Raw genomic sequence first — 18,289 nt, 5'->3', positions numbered from 1 at the left:
TTTGTCCTTCTCGTCTGTCTGTCGGTGTCATCTGCGATGTTCGTCGGGGCGGGTCAAGCCGTCGGGCTTTAGAACCGGTCACCGGTAAAATGGGCAAGCTGCGCGCCCGCTTCGTAATAGGCTTCCTTCAGCGTGCGAAAGGCCGGGTCCTTCGCCACGGTGACAGGCAGGGGAAGATCCTCTTCACCCATCTCGCCCAGCACATGGCGCGACAGCACCTGACCGAAGACGGTGCCGGGTGAAATTCCGCGCCCATTATAACCGGAAAATCCGATGACGCGTTTGGCAAATGTGTGGAAGCGGGGAAGCGCATTGTCGGTCATGCCGATCTGGCCATACCATTCGGCCTCGAAAGCGACGTCACCCAGTTGTGGAAACAGCCGGCGCAGCGCCCGCTTTGCCCAGTTGCGGTGAACGGCGACACCTGTCCCGCGAAGCGCGCCGACCGAGCCGAAGACCAGCCGTCCGCGGGCGTCCATGCGGAAGGAGGAGAGGATTTCCTTGGTATCCCAGCATCCCTCCCGCTCCGGCAGGATCGAGCGGCGCAGATTGTCCGACAGCGGCACGGTGGCGAAATTGAAATAGGGAAGACGGACCTGTTCGGTGCGCACGGCCGCAAACGGGCCGGTGGAATAGGCATCGGTTGCGACGATCAGCCAATCGGCCGTCACGGAGCCTTCCGGCGTCTCGATGGTGTGGCGCCCCTGCGCCTGACGCCAGCCGATGGCTGGACTTGCTGTGTGGAGTACCGCGCCAGCCTTGACGGCGGCATGGGCAAGTCCGCGCGCATAGGCAAGCGGCTGCAGCGTGCCGGCGCGCATGTCGAGAAGCGCGCCGCGATAGGCGCGGGTGCCAATCCGCCGCTCGGTTTCGGCCGCATCGAGCACGCTGACCGGTGCGCCGCGCTTCTGCCACTGGCGGCCTCGATCCTCGATTTCCTTCAAACCGTCGTCGCCTACGGCGCAATGCAGGGTCCCGGTGCGGGTCAGCTCGCACTCAATGCCATGACGGTCGATCAGTGCCATCACGGCCTGCGGGCCGTTGCCGAGCAGATCAAGCAGGCGCTCGCCATGCGTTTCGCCAAGCACGCCCGGAAGATCATCGGGCATCACCCACATGCCGGCATTGATGAGCCCGACATTGCGCCCGGCGCCGCCGAAACCGATGTCTGTTGCCTCCAGAAGAACCACCTGGCGCCCCGCTTCGGAAAGATGAAGGGCTGCCGACAGGCCGGTATAGCCGCCGCCGATAATCACCACGTCGGCGCTCACCGGTCCCTTCAGGCTGCGGGTTTGCGGTGCGGCGGGTGCGGTCTTTTCCCAAAGGCCATGGGAGCGGGGATCATTGAGCATGGGACATGTCCGGATAAGGCGGCCGGAGGGGCCCGGAACGCCGCCGATGGCATCTTTACAGGCCGGCCATCCCGGTGAATATCGAATTCTTCTCAACAGTTCATTCTCCGGAGGAATGACCATGCTGCCGCCCCGGCGCTTTCTGCCATCCTTCTCGCTGCTCTCCGCCTTCGAGGCTGCTGCCCGCACCGGCAGCGTCACAGCGGCGGCCGAGGAACTCGGGCTTACCCAGAGTGCCGTCAGCCGGCAGATTTCCGCGCTCGAAAGGCAGCTTGGCGTGGCGCTGTTCCTGCGGGAGCGCCAGACGATCCGCCTGACGATTGCCGGCGACACCTATGTGCGCGAAGTGCGCGAGGCCCTGCGGCGCATTTCGAACGCGTCACTCAACCTGCGCGCCAATCCATCCGGCGGCACGCTGAACCTGGCCATCCTGCCCTTCTTCGGAACGCGCTGGCTGACGCCGCGCATGCCGCGCTTTCTCAAGGAGTATCCAGGCATGGTGGTCAACCTGATTACTCGGCTGGAGCCCTTCGACTTTCGCTTCGATACGCTGGATGCAGCCATTCATTTCGGCGCGCCGCGCTGGCCCGGAGCCGTTCTCACTGCCCTGATGGATGAGACGGTGATTGCCGCCTGCAGCCCGGATCTTTTTGCCCGTCATTGCCTGAAAGCTCCGGAGGACCTGCTCAAGGCGCCTCTTCTCCACCTCAATACACGCCCCGACGCCTGGGAGATGTGGTTCGGCCAGCAGGGCGTCAGCTTCGATGCGTTGCACGGCATGCTGTTTGACCAGTTCATCACCATGGCGGAGGCGGCGACGGCCGGGCTTGGCGTCGCACTTCTGCCCCGGGTGCTGATTGCGCGCGAACTGGAGCTCGGCCGCCTGGTCGAAGCCGTTCCCGATACGGATATGCGCACGGGAGACTATCATCTGGCCTATCCCCCGGATCGCGCAAGCTACCCGCCCCTGATGGCGTTTCGCACGTGGCTGCTGACCGAGATCGGCAAGGACCGCCTTGCGCGCTCCGGCAGCATCGGACAATAGTGGCGCACCCATACCGATCGCCAGAGCGATCCGACGAGCGAGACATGTCATGAAGCCGATTTTTGTCCAGTTGCGCTGCGCGCCGGGGACCACCTACGAGGTGGCCGATGCCATCTACAAGACCGAACTTGTCTCCGAGCTCTATTCCACGAGCGGTGACTGGGATCTGCTTTTGAAGATCTATCTGCCGGAAGGCGAGGAGATCGGCCGCTTCATCAATGAGAGGATCGTCAAGATCCCCGGCATCGAGCGCTCGCTGACGACGCTGACCTTCACCGCCTTCTGATCAGCCCCGTCGTCTCATCCCTGAATAGAAAAAGCCGCCCGCGCCGGATGAGGCAGGGCGGCTGGCATGTCGGTTGAACCTGGATGTCCGTTCGGCCGGAATCCTTCACGCGGGCGGCGCCTTGCTGCGCCTCACGCCACGGCCGCACGGACAACCGGTGCGGCACTTTTCTGGGCAAGCACGTGGTTGCGAATGGCAAGACGCACCTCGTCAGCCGAGGAAAAGCGTTGCTCATCCAGATCGATCACGTGAAACTTCACGGCGATGAACTTCAGGCGGTCCTGGTCCGGCACGACGATGCCGACGGGCTCGCCGCCGTATTCGATAACCTGCTTTTGCATGGTCATACTCCTGGTGTGGCTGTTCAAGACAGCGCGACGAATTGACTGTTCAGATCCTTGGAAGGTGAAGCGTCACATTCGACAGCACGGGGCGGAGAAAATTCCCGTGCGTTTCACATCATGCGAACGCCAAAGAGGGGCGGCATTACGGACGGTTTTCGACATGTCACTCTCCCTGTTGGTGTTGCGCTCTTCCGGACGCGCGAATTAAGGCTCGTCCTTGGATGGGGACCATATGTGAGTCGATCGGCAACTTCAATCGAATTCCTGTCTACCTAGAATTTTTTTCCGTTTCATGACAGGAGTGAGGCGGATTTGCGAAATCCTGTTCGCCGATTGCGCGCGTTTCAATAGCTGCTCATACAGGCTCATCCTCAAGGTCGGTCAAGGACGGTGCCGGTTGATCAAGGGTGCCCGCCTCGGGACGCAGCTTTTCAAGAACGCTCGCCAGCGCCTGTGTCAGCCGGTCGACGCTTTGATGCGTCAGGCAGAGCGGCGCGGAAAATGGCAACCGGTCGGGCGTTTGCGGGCGCGGCATGAGAATGCCGTGCGCGGCCAGTTGTCGTGCCAGATCGAAGGAGGAAAGCGTCTCGTCCGGCAGAAGAAGATCGTATGCGAAGCCCTCGCCCTCCACAGCCAGAAGTTCGGGCATCCAGCCACCGATCCTGTGAAGCTGCTCGCCAAGATAGCGCGCGGTGGTGTCAGCCCGCTCGATAGAGGCGTCATCGGTGAGAGCGTTCAGAACGCAGCAGCCGATCCGGCAGGCAACCGCACCGGGGGGTACAGCGGGCGCCGGCACTGCGATATCTTCATGAACGGCTTTTGCGATGACGGCCGCCAGCGGCTCTCCGGGCACCGGTGAACCGGTCACGACAAGATCAGGCGCCTCACCGTCCCGGACGAACCGCCAGATCGCCGATCCCAGACGGCCGAAGCCATGGCGGCGTTCATCGGCAATGACCAGCGTTTCGCCATCTTGTGGCAATTGCGCGGCAAGCGCCTCGGCCAGTTGCATCGCCGATTCTTCATCGGTCACCGTCAGCACGACGTTATAATCATCGGGCAGAAGACGCAGAAGGGCGTCGCGGAAATCCGCCTCGGCCTGCGTGCCCTGAACGCCGGCCAGCGTCATCCATTGGCGATAGGCCGCCTCTGCCATGTCGGCATTGCCATGGCCGAGAAGCCCCGCGGCCCCGGAAAGATCCACGAAGGAGCGGCCGTTTCCATCAAAGACGCAGTCCTGCCAGCCGCGGGACAGCGGCTGTCGGCCGGTCGGCGGCGCATCAAGGTCACGGCCGAGCAACAGGGATGGCGAGAGCACAAGCCGGCTCCACAGGCGCGCAAAGCGGGCAGACGCAAACAGCGGCGGCAGGAGGTCGGGGGCCCGACAGATGCGGATGCGCAGGCCACCGACGGATCCTTCACCGCCGGCAACGACACCCAGCCGGTCTCCGGCAAAAAGCGCGGTTCCATCGACAAGCACGCTGTCGAGCCCTTCCAGATAGAGGCTTGCCTCCTTTCCGACGAGCACCAGCCGATTGTCGACGAGATGGACGATACCGCCCATCGGCGCGACCGCGACAGCGCCTGCCGGCAGGCAAAGATCGACATGCAGCGCATAATTGTCCGCCTCTTCGCCACCGGCCAGCTGGGCGCGCGAAAACCTGTATTCCCCAAAACGGGTGGCACCCATGCGGCTGTCCCAGGCGATGCGGGCAAGAAGCCGCCAGTCGATGTCCGGATCCTGCCAGTTTCCTTCTGCAAACAGCGGACTTGTCACCGAAAGGTCGACCACACGGATGGCGTCCGCCTCGATCTCCGGCAGCAGCAGGCCGAATTCCGGGGCGCCCTCGCGTGGCCAGTCGACCGCATCAAGGATCGCCGCCTCGACGAAGGCGGCATGGACGGCCGTTGCACGGGAAAACAGCTCCCGGGCCGCCTGGCGGGCGCCCAGCGTCTCGTCACTTGCGGCAACCACTGCCTGATGTTCGGCCATTGCCCGCAAAAGACCGATGCGGATCAATGTCAGCGGCCAGAGGGCCTTCAACTCTTCCTCGAGAAGCGGCAGTTCGTCGTGAAAGCCGCTGACGGCGGGCAGGAAATCCAGAATATCGGCATCGCCCGACACAAGGAGGTCGGCGCAGAGCGCGGCAAGCGATGCGGCAATCCAGCCTTCGCCGAGGGCGTCTGCGCTGATGAAGGAAACCGGATGCCACGCACCGTCCAGCCTTTCGCCAAGCACATCGGCACGCACCGGCTGGTGATGAACGATCTTGACCCGAAGCGCGGGGCCGAGCGGCTGGATCTGGCGCAGTGCCGCCACCATCGTCTTTGCCACGGGGTCCCGCACGGACGAATCCCCAACGGCGCGCAACAGCTTCACCACGCTCGGACCGGCCTGGCGAAGATCGTGGATCGAGGTGAGTACCGGCGTCGTCCGGCCCTCGCCCTTGCGGCTTTCACCATCCAGCGCACGGATGAGCCGGGCGGAAAACTGGCCAAGGGCTCGTGCTTCATGGGCCGAGGGTGCCTTGTCGCCTGCAAGGGCTACCCCGTCGGGCAGACGCAGAAGCCGCGCCCAGGAATACGGTTCGTCTTCGTCCGCCGCAAGCTTCACGACAAACTCGTCATAGATGTCACGGATCGGCAGCGGGCCTTGAATGGTCTCCTCGCCTTCCATGAGGCCCGAAATCAGGTCCGCCTGTCCTTGAAAGCGCGCCTGTTGCTCGGCGTCATCGGTGAAATCCAGCCGGTAGGAAAGGTCATCAGAGGAAAAGGTATAGGCATGAGGATTGGACGGGATCTGTCGGAGGTCGCCGGAAAGGCCAAAGGAGCGCGCCAGAACGTCGTCCGGGTCGGGAAAGATGGTCTGCTCTCTGACGTCTTGTGCCTGGTCTGGCTGAACAGTACCCATCCGCGTCTCCCCACGACGATTGAGGGGAGAAGAGTAGCGCGCTGACCGGTTCCGTCCATAGGTTTCGCAACAATATTGGGCATTTAGCGGCTGCATCGGCGTGCGGCTGTGCCAATCTGGTCATCATTGCCGCTGGCATGGCCCATGCAGGCGACCGGTGAGGGCGCCGGGCTCTCCCGAATTTGATCGATCCGGTGCGATGAGTGGAAGACGCCAGCCGCCTGCCGCCCTATGTGTAGCGGCGCCGGCTTGCCGCACATGACAGGCGTTGCCGCACGAGGACGGGCAGAAGGAAGATATCATGCAGCACAGGATTGGCTTGCTGAAACGTGCGGCATGGCTTGTCGTTTTTCTCCTGTCGGCCGGCGCTCAGGCATGGGCCGGGCAGGCGCGCATTCTGATCGACGCCTCCACAGGCGCCGTGATTGCTTCGGACAATGCTGAGGCTCTGAACCGGCCCGCCTCGCTCACCAAGATGATGACGCTCTATCTCACCTTCGAGGCGATTGCCCGGGGCAGCCTTCGCTGGGACGAGCAGATCCCGATGTCGCGCCACGCCGCCTCCACCGTTCCCTACAAGCTCGATGTTGCCCCGGGCGGCACGGTGAGCGTGCGCGATGCCGTAACCGGCATGATCGTTCTCTCTGCCAATGACGCCGCCATTGCCATGGCCGAGCGACTGGGCGGCAGCGAGGATGCTTTTGCGCAGTTGATGACAAAGAAGGCGCGGGCGCTGCGCATGACCAATACCACGTTTCGCAATGCCACCGGCCTGACGGCCGATGGCCAACTGACCACGGCGCGTGACATGGCCATTCTTGGCATGGCGCTGATGCATCATTTTCCGCGGGAATTCGCGCTGTTCAGCACACGCGAGGCGACGTTTCGCGGGAAACCGCTCAAGGGGCACAACTTCATGCTCGACCTTTATCCGGGCGTTGATGGCATCAAGACCGGTTATACCAGCGCCTCCGGTTACAATGTCGTCACGTCGGTGCAGAAAGGGCGCCAGCGGTTCATCGGCGTGGTGATGGGAGGAGCGACCGCGGAGGCGCGCGACCAGCAGATGGTGCAGCTTTTCCGGCAATATCTCGCCAATCCCGCCCCCTCGACGCCAGGTGCCGGCGCAACGGTCGGTGCCGCCATCGGCCTTTACTGACGCAAAGGCCGGCGCAAGGAGCCTCAGGCCTTCGGCGGATAGACGTACTCGCCGCCGCGATAATCGCTGACCGAGTAGCAGCCGTCGCCGAGCGGCCGAACGGCCGTCCGGCCGATATCCGCCTTGCCGAAGCCACCGGGGATATCGAGCACATAGGTTGGCTGGCAAAGGCCGGAGACATGGCCACGCAGGGCGGCGACGATGCGTTGGCCTTCGGCAATATCCAGGCGAAAATGGCTGGTGCCCGGTGCAAGATCCGGATGGTGCAGGTAATAGGGCTTGACCCGCGTCTCCACAAAGGCCCGCATCAAGTCGGCCAGAACCGCCGGGTCGTCGTTGACGCCCTTCAAGAGCACCGTCTGGCTGACCATGGCAATGCCGGCATCGATCAGGCGGGCGCAGGCGGCGCGGGCGCTGTGCGTCATCTCGCGGGGATGATTGGCGTGAAGCGCCACATAGGTCACCTTGCCGCTGTCCTTGAGTGCGCCGATGAGTGCGGAATCGATCGCCTCCGGATCGACCACCGGCACGCGGCTATGAAAACGCACGATCTTGACGTGCTCGATATCCCTCAGGCCCCCGAGAATCTCCGACAGCCGGCGCGGCGACAGAACCAGCGGATCGCCGCCGGTGAGGATCACCTCCCAGATCTCGGGGTGCGCGCGAATATAGTCGAGCGCGCCGGTGAGTTCCGGGGCCGACAGCGTGCCATCGCCGCCGGGGCCAACCATTTCGCGGCGGAAGCAGAAGCGGCAATAGACCGGACAGACATGCACCGCCTTCAGGAGCACCCGGTCGGGATAGCGATGGACGATGCCTTTGACCGGCGAATGGGCGCTGTCGCCGATGGGATCCGCGCGCTCCTCTAGGGTCACGTCGAGCTCGCGACTGTCGGGCAGGAACTGGCGGGCAATGGGATCGGCGGGATCGGCGGGATCGATGAGGCGCGCCATGGCGGGCGTGACGGCCACGGCATAGCGGCTGGCCACCTTCGATGCGGCCTCAACGCCGGCTGCGTCAAGCAGCCCGGCTCCGGCCAGATCCGCCGGTGTCTTGAGCGTGCGCCGTGTGGTCATCCGGCGGTCTCTGCGACCGGCGCCCACATCACCTGCTCGATATGCGTGGCCCCTGTTGCCAGCATCACCAGCCGGTCGAAGCCGAGCGCGATGCCGCTCGCTTCCGGCATGATGGCAAGAGCGGAGAGAAACTCCTCGTCGAGTGGATAGGTCTCGCCATAGACGCGCTGTTTTTCGACCATTTCCGCTTCGAACCGCAGTCTCTGCTCGACCGCGTCCGTCAGCTCGCCAAAGGCATTGGCAAGCTCCACACCGCAGGCATAGAGTTCGAAGCGTTCGGCGACGCGAGGATCGTCCGGAGCCGGCCGGGCAAGAGCTGCCTCCGAAATCGGATAGCGGTCGAGGATCGTGGCGCGACCGTCGCCCAGGTTTGGCTCGATCTTTTCCACGAGAACGCGGCTGAAGAGGTCCGTCCAGGTGTCGTCGTTGGCGGTGCGAATGCCGGCGCTGAGAAGTCCGGCCCGCAGTTGCTCCCGGTCCGTCTCCCCGTTGCGCGACACGGAGGCGAGAAGATCGATCCCGGCAAAGCGCTCGAAGGCCTCCGCCACGCTGAGGCGTTCGGGTTCGGCAAATGGATCCATCTGGCGGCCGCGGAACTGGAAGGAGCGTGTGCCGGCAGTTTCGGCGGCAAGCGCAATGAGCTTCGCGCTGTCTTCCATCAGTCGCTCATAGCCTTCGCCGGCGCGATACCATTCCAGCATGGTGAATTCCGGGTGGTGCAGCGGCCCGCGCTCCCGGTTGCGATAGACATGGGCAAAGCAGGCGATCCGGCTTTCGCCGGCAGCCAGAAGCTTCTTCAAGGCAAATTCCGGCGATGTGTGCAGATGAAGGAGGCTTGCGCGGCCGTCCGTGGTCAGCGCCTCGGTCGAAAAGGCATGCAGATGCGCTTCATTCCCCGGAGAAACCTGCAGGGCTGCCGTATCGACCTCAATGAAATCGGCCTCTTCGAAGAACCGGCGAAACCGCGCCTGGATACGGTTGCGGCCGATCAGCAGCGGGCGGCGATCGGCATGGATGTCCGGTCGCCACCAGGCGGCGCGCAGAGGAGGAGAGGCGTGGGGCAAGTCAGGCTCCATAACTGGGCTTTATTCCGGGCCATTCCATGCGAAGGCTTTCTATTTCCGCCAATTTAAGGTAGTTGCGCCCGGGAAAACAGATCAAGCGTGCCAAAGGCCGGCGGAAGGCTGGACCTCTACGACGCATTCTGCGAACTGACAAGCCAAGGCAGTCACAAGGAAATCCAATGGTCAAGGTAATCGCCTCCTCCGTCCGCAAGGGCAATGTCCTCGATGTCGACGGCAAGCTCTATGTCGTGCTCACCGCCGAAAACTTCCATCCTGGCAAAGGCACGCCCGTCACCCAGGTCAACATGCGCCGCATCGTCGACGGCGTGAAGGTGTCGGAACGCTGGCGCACGACGGAACAGGTGGAGCGGGCCTTCGTCGAAGACGTCAACCACCAGTTCCTCTACGAGGATGGCGAAGGCTTCCACTTCATGAACCCCGACAACTATGACCAGGTGGTCGTGGATGCCGAAACCATGGGCGACCAGAAGGCCTACCTCCAGGAAGGCATGACCTGCATCCTGTCCATGCACGAAGGCATTGCGCTGGCCCTGCAGCTGCCGCGCCACGTGACGCTGGAAATCGTCGAGACCGAGCCGGTCGTCAAGGGCCAGACGGCATCGTCCTCCTACAAGCCGGCCATGCTGTCGAACGGCGTGCGCACCATGGTGCCGCCGCATATCGATGCCGGCACCCGCGTCGTGATCGCGACGGAAGACAATTCCTACGTCGAGCGCGCCAAGAGCGGCGCCTGAACGGACGGCGATCGCGTCCCCCGCGGTCGCCTATCCTCTCCCGGCTTCGCCCAAGAGATCCTTACATGAAAAACCCCGCAGCCTTCGAAGCTGCGGGGTTTTTGCTGTGCCAGTTGTCTGGATGATTAACGCTTCGGCGTGTTGGCTGCCGCCAGAACCGTCGGGCCGCGACCCCAGGCATAGCCGCCGCCGATGGCAACGCTCAGCGTCACGTAATCCTGGGCCTGCTGCTGGATGGCTGCGGCGAGGTTTGCCTGCGCGCTCGATACCTGGCGCTGCGCATCCAGAACGTCCAGAAGCGAAGAGGCGCCGTCGCGGTAGCTTGCGGTCGACAGCGACAGGGCTTCTTCGTAGGAGCGCACGGTATCGCGAAGGGCCGCGACGGTACGGCCGTCGCGCGTGATGGCGGCGAGCGCGTTTTCCACTTCCTCGACGGCGCTCAGAACCGTGCTCTTCCAGGAGAGATAGGCTCCGCGAGCCTGCGATTCGGCAGAGCTCAGATTGGCGCGCAGCTGGCCACCGTCGAAGATCGGCAGGTTCAGCGCGGGGCCGAAGGACCAGCTCAGGCGACCGGATTCCGAGCCACCCACGCGCGTATAGCCGGGCGAGATCGAGCCGCCGAGGCTGATGCTCGGATAAAGCTCGGCTTCGGCAACCCCGATGGAGGCAACCGATGCAGCCAGCGTCCGTTCTGCCGCCCGGATATCCGGGCGGTTGCGGATGAGGTCGGCCGGAATGCCGGACTTCGGGTTGACGCGTGCGACCGGCTGGCCGCCGCCCTTCTGCAGGTCTGACACCAGCGACGAAGCCGGAAGCGCCAGAAGCGTGGCAACCCGGTGCGACGCCTGGCGGAAGCTGGTTTCGAAGCCCGGAATGTCGGCTAGGGTCGAATTGACAAGACCCTCGGCCTGCACGACGTCGAGGCGCGAAGCCGCACCGGCTTCCAGCTGCAGCTTGGTCAGGTCAAGCGTCTCGCGGCGCGACTTGAGGTTCTGCTGCGCCAGCGCGATACGCTCCTGATAGTAGCGCACATCGATATAGGCCGAGGCAACGGACGACAGAAGCGACAGGCGCGCCGTGTCGACATTGGCATAGGCGACGTCGAGCGAGGCCAGTGCGCTTTCCTTGTTGCGCTTGTAGCGACCGAACAGGTCCAGCAGCCAGGAGACGTCGAGCGTGCCCGAGGCGGCGGTGGTCGGGGACGTATTGGGCGTATTGCGGAAACCTTCGGCCCCGCTGCGCGAAGCCTGCGAGGACAAGGTCAGGCTCGGCAGGGCGCCGGCGCCGGCAACCACCACATTGGCCTCGGCCTGGTTGATTCGCTCCAGAGCTTCCTGGATCGACAGGTTCTGTTCGAGCCCCTGCTTCATGAAGCCATCGAGGCGACGGTCGCGGAAGGCAGTCCACCAGGCCTGCTGGGAAAGATCGCCGTTGCTTGCCACGCCACCTTCGGCAAATTTCGCCGGAAGGGTAATTTCCGGTGCCTTGTGGTCCGGCCCGAGCACGCAGCTTGAAAGCAGAAGCATGACGAGGGGGGCTGCTGCGCGAATGGAAGTCATGAGTACACCCTGGTTGGCGATGATTTCACTCATCGAACTCTTATTGTAATGCCCCCGGCCGCGACGGTCGGAGGCGGTACCCGCGATTCGGAATGGTTAATGCCTCGCGGCACAAAAGGTTAATTCGGCGTTTTTTTACCGCGTGAAAGCTTTCTGACCACCACGAAAAATGAAGGAACGAAGAAAATTCCCAGGAGTGTTGCAGAAAGCATACCCCCCAGTACGCCAATGCCGATGGAGTTCTGCGCGGCAGACCCTGCTCCGGTTGCAATGGCAAGCGGCACGACCCCCAGGATAAAGGCAAGCGAGGTCATGATGATGGGACGCAGACGCAGTTTCGCCGCCTCCAACGTCGCCTCCATCAGCCCGATTCCCGCCATCTGGCGATCCTTGGCAAACTCGACGATCAGGATGGCATTCTTGGCGGCAAGACCGATGGTCGTCAGCAGGCCCACTTTGAAATAGACGTCGTTCGATTGGCCGAGCAGCGTTGCAGCCGCCACAGCCCCCAGAACGCCGATCGGTACGGCCATGATGACCGAGAAGGGGATCGACCAGCTCTCATACAGCGCTGCAAGGCAGAGGAAGACGACGAGAAGCGACAAGGCATAGAGCATCGGCGCCTGTGAGCCCGACAGGCGTTCCTGATAGGAAATGCCCTGCCAGGCCACGGTATAGCCGCCGCCAAGACCGGCGGTGAGGTTCTCCATTGCGTCCATGGCCGTACCGGAACTGACGCCCGGGCCAGCGGCACCTTCCATGGAAATGGCGCTGATCCCGTTGAAGCGGCTGAGCGTCGGCGCCCCACTCACCCATTGCGGCTTGATGAAGGACGAGAAGGGCACCATCTCGCCGTTGCCGTTGCGGGCATACCAGCTGTTGATGGCGTCAGACTGCATGCGATAGGGCGCATCGCCCTGCACATAGACCTTCTTCAATTCGTTGTTCAGCGTGAAGTCGTTGACGTCGCTGCCGGCAAAGATGGTCGACAGCATGGAATTGACGGTGGCGATGTCGAGACCCATCGCTCCCATCTTCTCCTGGTCGAGCAGGAACTTCAGCTGGTTTTCCGCCGGCGGGCTGTTGGATCTGAGCGCCGTGACGGACGGATTGCTGTTGCCTGCCTGAAGAAGTGTCTGAGAGGCCGAGGTCAATGCATCGATCCCGGTTTTACCGCTGTCGACGAGATACATCGAAAAGCCGCTGGAATTGCCAAGACCGGGAATGGCCGGCGGTTGCAGCGGGAAGACCCTGGCATCGCGAAGGGTGAAGAAATAGCCCATGGCACGCCCGACAACCGCCGAGGCGGCAAGCTTCGGATCGGTGCGCTTGTCGAAATCCTTCAGCTTGGCAAACACCATCGCATAATTCTGCCCGGAACCGGTGAACGAGAAGCCGTTGACGGAAAACACGTCCTGGATAGCGTCCGGTTCCTTGTCGAGATAATAGTCCTCGATCTTCTTGACCACTTCTTCCGTGCGTGCGGTCGTGGCGCCGTTCGGCAGCTGCACGATGGTGAACAGTACGCCCTGGTCTTCCTGGGGCAGGAAGGAGGTCGGCAGACGCAGGAAGAACCAGGCGCAGCCGCCGATGATGATGGCAAACATCAGCATCACCCGCAGCGGGCGCTTCAGGAAATAGCCGATGGTCTTCACATAGCCACCGGTGGTGCGGTCGAAATTGCGGTTGAACCAGCCGGCAAGGCCCCGTCTTTCGCCGTGATGGGCAGGCTTCAGCATGGTGGCGCAGAGCGCCGGTGTGAGCACGATGGCCACTACTGCCGACAACAGCATGGCGGAAACGATGGTGACAGAGAACTGGCGGTAGATGATGCCGGTCGACCCGCCGAAAAACGCCATGGGAATGAAGACGGCCGTCAGCACAAGCGCGATGCCGACGATGGCGCCGGTGATCTCGCCCATGGATTTTTCCGTCGCCTCGAGCGGCGACAGGCCTTCCTCCGTCATGATGCGCTCGACGTTTTCCACGACGACAATGGCATCGTCGACGAGAAGCCCGATCGCCAGAACCATGGCGAACATGGTGAGCGTATTGATCGAATAGCCGGTCACCGCCAGGATGCCGAAGGTCCCCAGAAGCACGACCGGCACCGCGATCATCGGAATGAAGGTTGCCCTCAGATTCTGCAGGAAGACCAGGAGCACGACGAAGACGAGGATGATCGCCTCGATCAGCGTATGCACCACCTTCTCGATCGACAGCTGCACGAAGGGCGAGGTGTCATAGGGATAGGTGATGATGACGTTTTCCGGCAGGGAGGGACCGACCGTTGCAAGCGCGCTCTTCACGCGGGCGGCTGTGTCGAGCGCATTGGCGCCGGTGGCAAGGTTGACTGCAAAGCCGGTTGCCGGGTTGCGGTTCGAGCGGGTGCTGGTCGAATAGCTTTCCTGGCCGATCTCGATGCGGGCCACGTCCGACAGGCGCACGGTGGCGCCGCCCGTTTCCGTCTTCAAGATGACGGCGCGGAAGTCGGCCACGGTCTGCAGCTGGCTCTGCGCGGTGACCGTCACATTCAACTGCTGGCCTTCCCCCACCGGCTGGGCGCCGATCGAACCGACGGAAACCTGAGTGTTCTGGGCGCGAATGGCGGACGTCACATCGGTCGGCGTCAGCTGGAACTTGTTGAGCTTGAAGGGATCGAGCCAGATGCGCATGGCATAGCCGGTGCCGAACACCTGCACGCTGCCGACGCCTTCCAGGCGCTTGATCTGGTCCTCGATCTGGGTGGAGAAGATGTCGCCGAGTTCGACGGGCTGGCGTTTGCCATCGGTCGAGACAAGCGCGCCGACCAGAAGGATGCTGGATGTGGTGCGCTCCACCGACAATCCATTGGTTTGAACCACGTCCGGCAGCTGCGACTGCACGAGCTGCAGCTTGTTCTGCACCTGCACCTGCGCGATATCGGGATCGATCGTGTTGCCGAAGGTGAGCGTCACCGTGGCCGAGCCGGTGCTCGAGGACGACGTCATGTAGGTGAGGTCATCGAGCCCGGTCATGCCGTCCTCGATGATGGTGGTCACCGATTTTTCGACGGTTTCGGCGCTGGCCCCTGTATAGGTGGCGGAAATGCGAACGGTCGTCGGGGCAATTTCCGGATATTGCGCAATCGACAGTGTCGAGATTGCAAGCCCGCCGCCAAGCATGATGACGATTGCGATGACCCATGCAAAGACCGGGCGTCGGATGAAAAACTTGGCCATTGGTTACCCCTTAACGCCTGATTGTCCGTGCCAGAAACCGGTCATGGTTTTGCAGCAGGGGTTGCGGCCGGGGCCGCAGCGGATTCGACGACGAAGCCCTTGTCATCGACCTTGGCATCGACGGGCACGACCGTTGCACCGTCTGCAATGGACTGGAAGCCATCGACGATCAGCTTGTCGCCGTCCTTGATATTGGTGGTCACCAGCCAGTTGTTGCCCGATACCTGGCTCTGCTCGAAGGTGCGGGTTTCCACCTTGTTGTCGGCGGTCGCGAATTTCGCCGACAGGAGGCCGGTGGCATTGCGTGTCGCTGCGCGCTGCGGGATGAGATAGCCGTCTTCATAGCCGACGGTGACGGTGGCGCGCATATAGGTGCCCGGCAGGATGAGATTGTCCGGATTGTCGAAGACGGCGCGGATCTGGTAGGTGCCTGTCGTTTCGCTGACGGCAAGTTCCGCCATGTCGAGCTTGCCGGTCTTGTCGTAATTGGTGCCGTCTTCCAGCGTCAGCTTGATATCGGCCTGGGTCGGGTTGCCCTTCAGGCGGCCGGCGGCGATCGCCGAGCGCAGCTCCAGGAGGTTGGCGCTGGAATCGTTAAGGTCGACATAGATCGGGTCCAGCCGGCGAAGCGTCGTCAGCGACGTCGTCTGATTGGCCGTCACGATATTGCCGACGCTGACGGTGGAGATCGTCGTAACCCCATCGAAGGGCGCCCTGATTTCCGTATAGCCGACATTGATCTGGGCCGATTGCAGGGAGGCCTTGGCCTGAGCCACGTCCGCCTGCGCCTGCAGCAGGGTAACGCGGGCGTTTTCATATTCGATCTGGGTGGCGCCGCTGTTCACCAGGCGCTCGTAGCGCGTGAGGTTGGCCTGGGCGCTCGGAACGCTTGCCTCGGCCTTGGCGAGGCTTGCCTTCGCCTCTTCCAGGAGGGCGACATAGGTATCGTCGTCGATCTTGTAGAGAAGGTCGCCGGCCTTGACCTCGCTGCCTTCCTTGAAGGTGATTTGCTCGATCATGCCATTGGCGCGCGGACGGATATCGGCGGTCTGATAGGCCACGGCGCGACCCGGCAGAACCCGTGTCACCGGACGCTCGCCTTTGGTCATGGTGACGACGCTGACCTTTGACGGCGGGCGCTGCTGACCGGCTGCGCCAGCCCCGCCTGCTGCCTGCCCGGACTTGCCCTGATCGCTGCATCCGGCAAGGGCGACAGTCAGGAGAAGGGGAACGATGAGGCGACGTGTGGTCATGGTCACATCCAGAATGAGGGTGCACGGAGCGGTGCACGGCAGGGAATAGTGAAGTGCACCTTTATATCCGGCAAGCGAAACAATGCATTCCGGGCAGGGCACTCGCGACATTTGCTAAGTGACGTAATTCAGATACCGTCACTTAGCAAGGGGATTTTGCAGTGCGGCATTGACGAGATCGACAATCTGGCTGCACCGCTCGGCCGTCTGCGCGCGTGAGTGACGCGTCAGGAAAACCGGGTGTAAAACGCTTGCAAAGGCCGCCGCCGCCGCCCGCCCGCTCACCTGCGGATCACGGCTATGGTAGATGCCGGCCTCGACGCCGTGCCGGATCAGGTCGGCAAACAGGGTTTCGACCATCTTCTCGTAGTGCTTGCTGCTCTCGATTTCCGTCTCCGACAGATAGAAGATCATCTCGAGCATGAACTGGTTATCGGCCACGGCTTGGGTGTGCAGGTCCATCAGGCCAAAGGCGAGCGTTTTCAGCCGCTCGGGCGCCGGCCCTTCGAGATGCAGCGCTTCCACCTTCTGCGACATGGCAGAGATCTGGCGTTCGCAGATCGCATCGGCGAGCGCCACCTTGGAATGAAAGTGCTTGAACACATTGGCGGGGGACATGGAAAGCGCCTGAGCAATATGGGCGATCGAGCAGCCGGAAACGCCCTGCTTGCGAAACAGGGTTTCGGCGGTGTCGAGAATTTCCGCCCGTGTCTCTTCTGCCCGTCGCCTGGGTCTGCGCACCTTGTCCTCCCGCTCCTGCATCGGGTCCCGGCCTACACGAAGTAGGGGGCAAGGTTTGCCCGGACACGCGCAAGCACGTCTGTCTCCATGCTGACCGGCGTGATCGTCTCCCCGGTAATGCTGTGATAGGCCTTGCGATAGACATCGGCAGTCGCCTCAACGAGCTCCTGCGGAATCTCCGGAATGTCATCGTGATAGGGGTCACAGCGTTCAGCAACCCAGGCCCGCACGAAATCCTTGTCGAAACTCTCCGGTCGCTCGCCTTTTTCGAAACGGTCCTGATAAGTCGCGGCAATCCAGTAGCGGCTGCTGTCGGGCGTGTGGATCTCGTCGGCAAGGATGATCGTGCCGGTCTTATCGACGCCGAACTCGTATTTCGTATCGACGAGGATCAGGCCGCGCTCGGCGGCAAGCGCTTGACCGCGGGCAAAAAGCGCGAGCGCATAGGTGCTCACCGTCTGCCACTGCTCGGCCGTCAGAAGCCCTGCCTCGACGATTTCCTTCTCCGAGAGTGGTTCGTCATGGCCGCCGTCGAAGGCCTTGCTGGTCGGCGTGATCACCGCCTGCGGCAGAACCTGATTGTCGCGCAGGCCATCGGGCAGGGAAAGGCCATAGATATGGCGCTCACCCTTCTTATAGAGCGTGAGCAGCGAGGTCCCGGTCGTGCCGGCGAGATAACCGCGCACGACAATCTCGACAGGCAGGATGTCGAGCCGCTTGCCGATCACTACATTGGGGTCGGGATAGGCCAGCACATGGTTGGGGCAGATGTCGGCGGTCTTCTCGAACCAGTAGCGCGCCGTCTGCGTCAGCACCTGTCCCTTGTCGGGGATGACGGCGAGATTGCGGTCAAAGGCGCTCAGCCGATCGCTCGAGATGATGATCCGGCGCCCGTCCGGCAGATCGTAATTGTCGCGAACCTTGCCGCGGTAATAATTGGGAAGTTCGGCAATGAAGGCTTCGGCAAGAACATGCACGGACGGATCTTTCTTAAAAGAGGCCGCAACGCGGCGGGCATAGTGGCAGACGTCAACACTGCATAGGGCGTCTGTCGGGAAGGCCTTTCTATCGCATGTCAGGCCGTGCCGCGACAAGTCGCGGGTCGGAGGTGCTGCGATTCATCTCTCTTCCGGCTTCTGTGCAGTGCAGGCACTTCATATAGACGTAGAACAAGCGAGGCGCAGTCCCGTGGGGCAGCAGACACCTGTCCGCGAACCAGGCTGTCCGGATTTAAACCGACTTGCCAGGGTTTCCCTTTCATTGTCGCTTTCGTGCCCTTGTGGCCTGTTGCTCCGGCGGTCGTGGAGGCCACATGTTTACCTCCCCCGGGGTTATGTCGCTTTTGCGCCGAAATTTCCCCTATAAAATCAATGTCTTGCGAGATTTTGTGAGATTTATGATTTTTGAGTGTTGACGTTTTGGGGGTGGTGGATCTATAAGCCCACTCACTGACGAGGGCGGCGGCGCTGCTAGCGACGACTGACTTCGTTCTTGAGAAATGTCTCGAGAAATCATTGAATTGG

Annotated in this window: 14 protein-coding genes; 4 read left to right on the top strand and 10 right to left on the bottom strand. The window is 62.5% G+C overall.

The genetic code is table 11. The features are described from left to right. Positions 1–68: 68 nt before the first annotated feature. The gene (locus J2858_RS20645; RefSeq protein WP_210106754.1) at positions 69–1,352 is read right to left on the bottom strand and encodes an NAD(P)/FAD-dependent oxidoreductase; all 1,284 of its coding nucleotides are present in this window, start codon (positions 1,350–1,352) and stop codon (positions 69–71) included. Positions 1,353–1,467: 115 nt separating this feature from the next. Here J2858_RS20645 and J2858_RS20640 point away from each other — a divergent pair, with 115 nt between their 5' ends. Both J2858_RS20640 and J2858_RS20635 read left to right on the top strand, forming a co-directional pair. After that, entirely contained in the window at positions 1,468–2,397 is a 930-nt protein-coding gene (locus J2858_RS20640) for a LysR family transcriptional regulator (RefSeq protein ID WP_210106753.1), read from the top strand. Positions 2,398–2,446: 49 nt separating this feature from the next. Next, positions 2,447–2,683, top strand: coding sequence for an Lrp/AsnC ligand binding domain-containing protein (locus J2858_RS20635; protein ID WP_210106752.1), 237 nt, complete (start codon positions 2,447–2,449; stop codon positions 2,681–2,683). Positions 2,684–2,814: 131 nt separating this feature from the next. Here the strand turns inward: J2858_RS20635 and J2858_RS20630 are convergent, their stop codons facing one another. Beyond that, positions 2,815–3,024, bottom strand: coding sequence for a hypothetical protein (locus J2858_RS20630; protein WP_210106751.1), 210 nt, complete (start codon positions 3,022–3,024; stop codon positions 2,815–2,817). A gap of 358 nt (positions 3,025–3,382) precedes the next feature. Next, entirely contained in the window at positions 3,383–5,938 is a 2,556-nt protein-coding gene (locus J2858_RS20625) for a hypothetical protein (protein ID WP_210106750.1), read from the bottom strand. Between the two features lie 301 nt (positions 5,939–6,239). On the opposite strand from J2858_RS20625, the gene J2858_RS20620 reads away from it, so the two are divergent. Continuing rightward, the gene (locus tag J2858_RS20620; RefSeq protein ID WP_210106749.1) at positions 6,240–7,097 is read left to right on the top strand and encodes a D-alanyl-D-alanine carboxypeptidase family protein; all 858 of its coding nucleotides are present in this window, start codon (positions 6,240–6,242) and stop codon (positions 7,095–7,097) included. A 23-nt stretch (positions 7,098–7,120) separates the two neighbouring features. On the opposite strand, the gene J2858_RS20615 is transcribed toward J2858_RS20620, so the two are convergent. Continuing rightward, positions 7,121–8,173: a lysine-2,3-aminomutase-like protein gene (locus J2858_RS20615; protein WP_210106748.1), complete on the bottom strand. Its 1,053-nt coding sequence runs from the start codon at positions 8,171–8,173 to the stop codon at positions 7,121–7,123. After that, positions 8,170–9,237 (bottom strand): EF-P lysine aminoacylase EpmA, encoded by a 1,068-nt coding sequence (gene epmA, locus J2858_RS20610; RefSeq protein WP_210106747.1) that lies wholly within the window; start codon positions 9,235–9,237, stop codon positions 8,170–8,172. The genes J2858_RS20615 and epmA overlap by 4 nt, the downstream gene beginning before the upstream one ends. Before the next feature lie 179 nt (positions 9,238–9,416). Between epmA and efp the strand changes: the two genes are divergently transcribed. Further along, complete coding sequence (gene efp, locus J2858_RS20605) at positions 9,417–9,992, top strand: elongation factor P (protein ID WP_210106746.1); 576 nt, start codon at positions 9,417–9,419, stop codon at positions 9,990–9,992. Between the two features lie 125 nt (positions 9,993–10,117). Here the strand turns inward: efp and J2858_RS20600 are convergent, their stop codons facing one another. From J2858_RS20600 to J2858_RS20580, 5 genes are all read right to left on the bottom strand, one after another. Further along, positions 10,118–11,551, bottom strand: a complete 1,434-nt coding sequence (locus J2858_RS20600; RefSeq protein WP_210106745.1) for an efflux transporter outer membrane subunit — start codon at positions 11,549–11,551, stop codon at positions 10,118–10,120. Positions 11,552–11,670: 119 nt separating this feature from the next. Continuing rightward, complete coding sequence (locus J2858_RS20595; RefSeq protein WP_210106744.1) at positions 11,671–14,772, bottom strand: efflux RND transporter permease subunit; 3,102 nt, start codon at positions 14,770–14,772, stop codon at positions 11,671–11,673. A gap of 41 nt (positions 14,773–14,813) precedes the next feature. After that, a complete protein-coding gene (locus tag J2858_RS20590; RefSeq protein ID WP_210106743.1) occupies positions 14,814–16,025 on the bottom strand; it encodes an efflux RND transporter periplasmic adaptor subunit in 1,212 nt (403 codons plus the stop codon). Positions 16,026–16,163: 138 nt separating this feature from the next. Then, the gene (locus tag J2858_RS20585; RefSeq protein ID WP_210106742.1) at positions 16,164–16,766 is read right to left on the bottom strand and encodes a TetR/AcrR family transcriptional regulator; all 603 of its coding nucleotides are present in this window, start codon (positions 16,764–16,766) and stop codon (positions 16,164–16,166) included. A 32-nt stretch (positions 16,767–16,798) separates the two neighbouring features. Next, entirely contained in the window at positions 16,799–17,743 is a 945-nt protein-coding gene (locus J2858_RS20580) for a phosphoribosylaminoimidazolesuccinocarboxamide synthase (RefSeq protein ID WP_210106741.1), read from the bottom strand. Positions 17,744–18,289 lie beyond the last annotated feature (546 nt).

Origin of the sequence: Neorhizobium galegae (genome assembly GCF_017877135.1) — a bacterium.
In the GTDB taxonomy this organism is placed as follows: domain Bacteria; phylum Pseudomonadota; class Alphaproteobacteria; order Rhizobiales; family Rhizobiaceae; genus Neorhizobium; species Neorhizobium galegae_A.
This window is presented reverse-complemented; position numbering and strand designations above follow the sequence as displayed.

Coding starts and splice junctions, on each gene's coding strand:
- J2858_RS20645 (WP_210106754.1), bottom strand. CDS start 1,352: ATGCTCAATGATCCCCGCTCCCATGGCCTTTGGGAAAAGACCGCACCC.
- J2858_RS20640 (WP_210106753.1), top strand. CDS start 1,468: ATGACCATGCTGCCGCCCCGGCGCTTTCTGCCATCCTTCTCGCTGCTC.
- J2858_RS20635 (WP_210106752.1), top strand. CDS start 2,447: ATGAAGCCGATTTTTGTCCAGTTGCGCTGCGCGCCGGGGACCACCTAC.
- J2858_RS20630 (WP_210106751.1), bottom strand. CDS start 3,024: ATGCAAAAGCAGGTTATCGAATACGGCGGCGAGCCCGTCGGCATCGTC.
- J2858_RS20625 (WP_210106750.1), bottom strand. CDS start 5,938: ATGGGTACTGTTCAGCCAGACCAGGCACAAGACGTCAGAGAGCAGACC.
- J2858_RS20620 (WP_210106749.1), top strand. CDS start 6,240: ATGCAGCACAGGATTGGCTTGCTGAAACGTGCGGCATGGCTTGTCGTT.
- J2858_RS20615 (WP_210106748.1), bottom strand. CDS start 8,173: ATGACCACACGGCGCACGCTCAAGACACCGGCGGATCTGGCCGGAGCC.
- efp (WP_210106746.1), top strand. CDS start 9,417: ATGGTCAAGGTAATCGCCTCCTCCGTCCGCAAGGGCAATGTCCTCGAT.
- J2858_RS20600 (WP_210106745.1), bottom strand. CDS start 11,551: ATGACTTCCATTCGCGCAGCAGCCCCCCTCGTCATGCTTCTGCTTTCA.
- J2858_RS20595 (WP_210106744.1), bottom strand. CDS start 14,772: ATGGCCAAGTTTTTCATCCGACGCCCGGTCTTTGCATGGGTCATCGCA.
- J2858_RS20590 (WP_210106743.1), bottom strand. CDS start 16,025: ATGACCACACGTCGCCTCATCGTTCCCCTTCTCCTGACTGTCGCCCTT.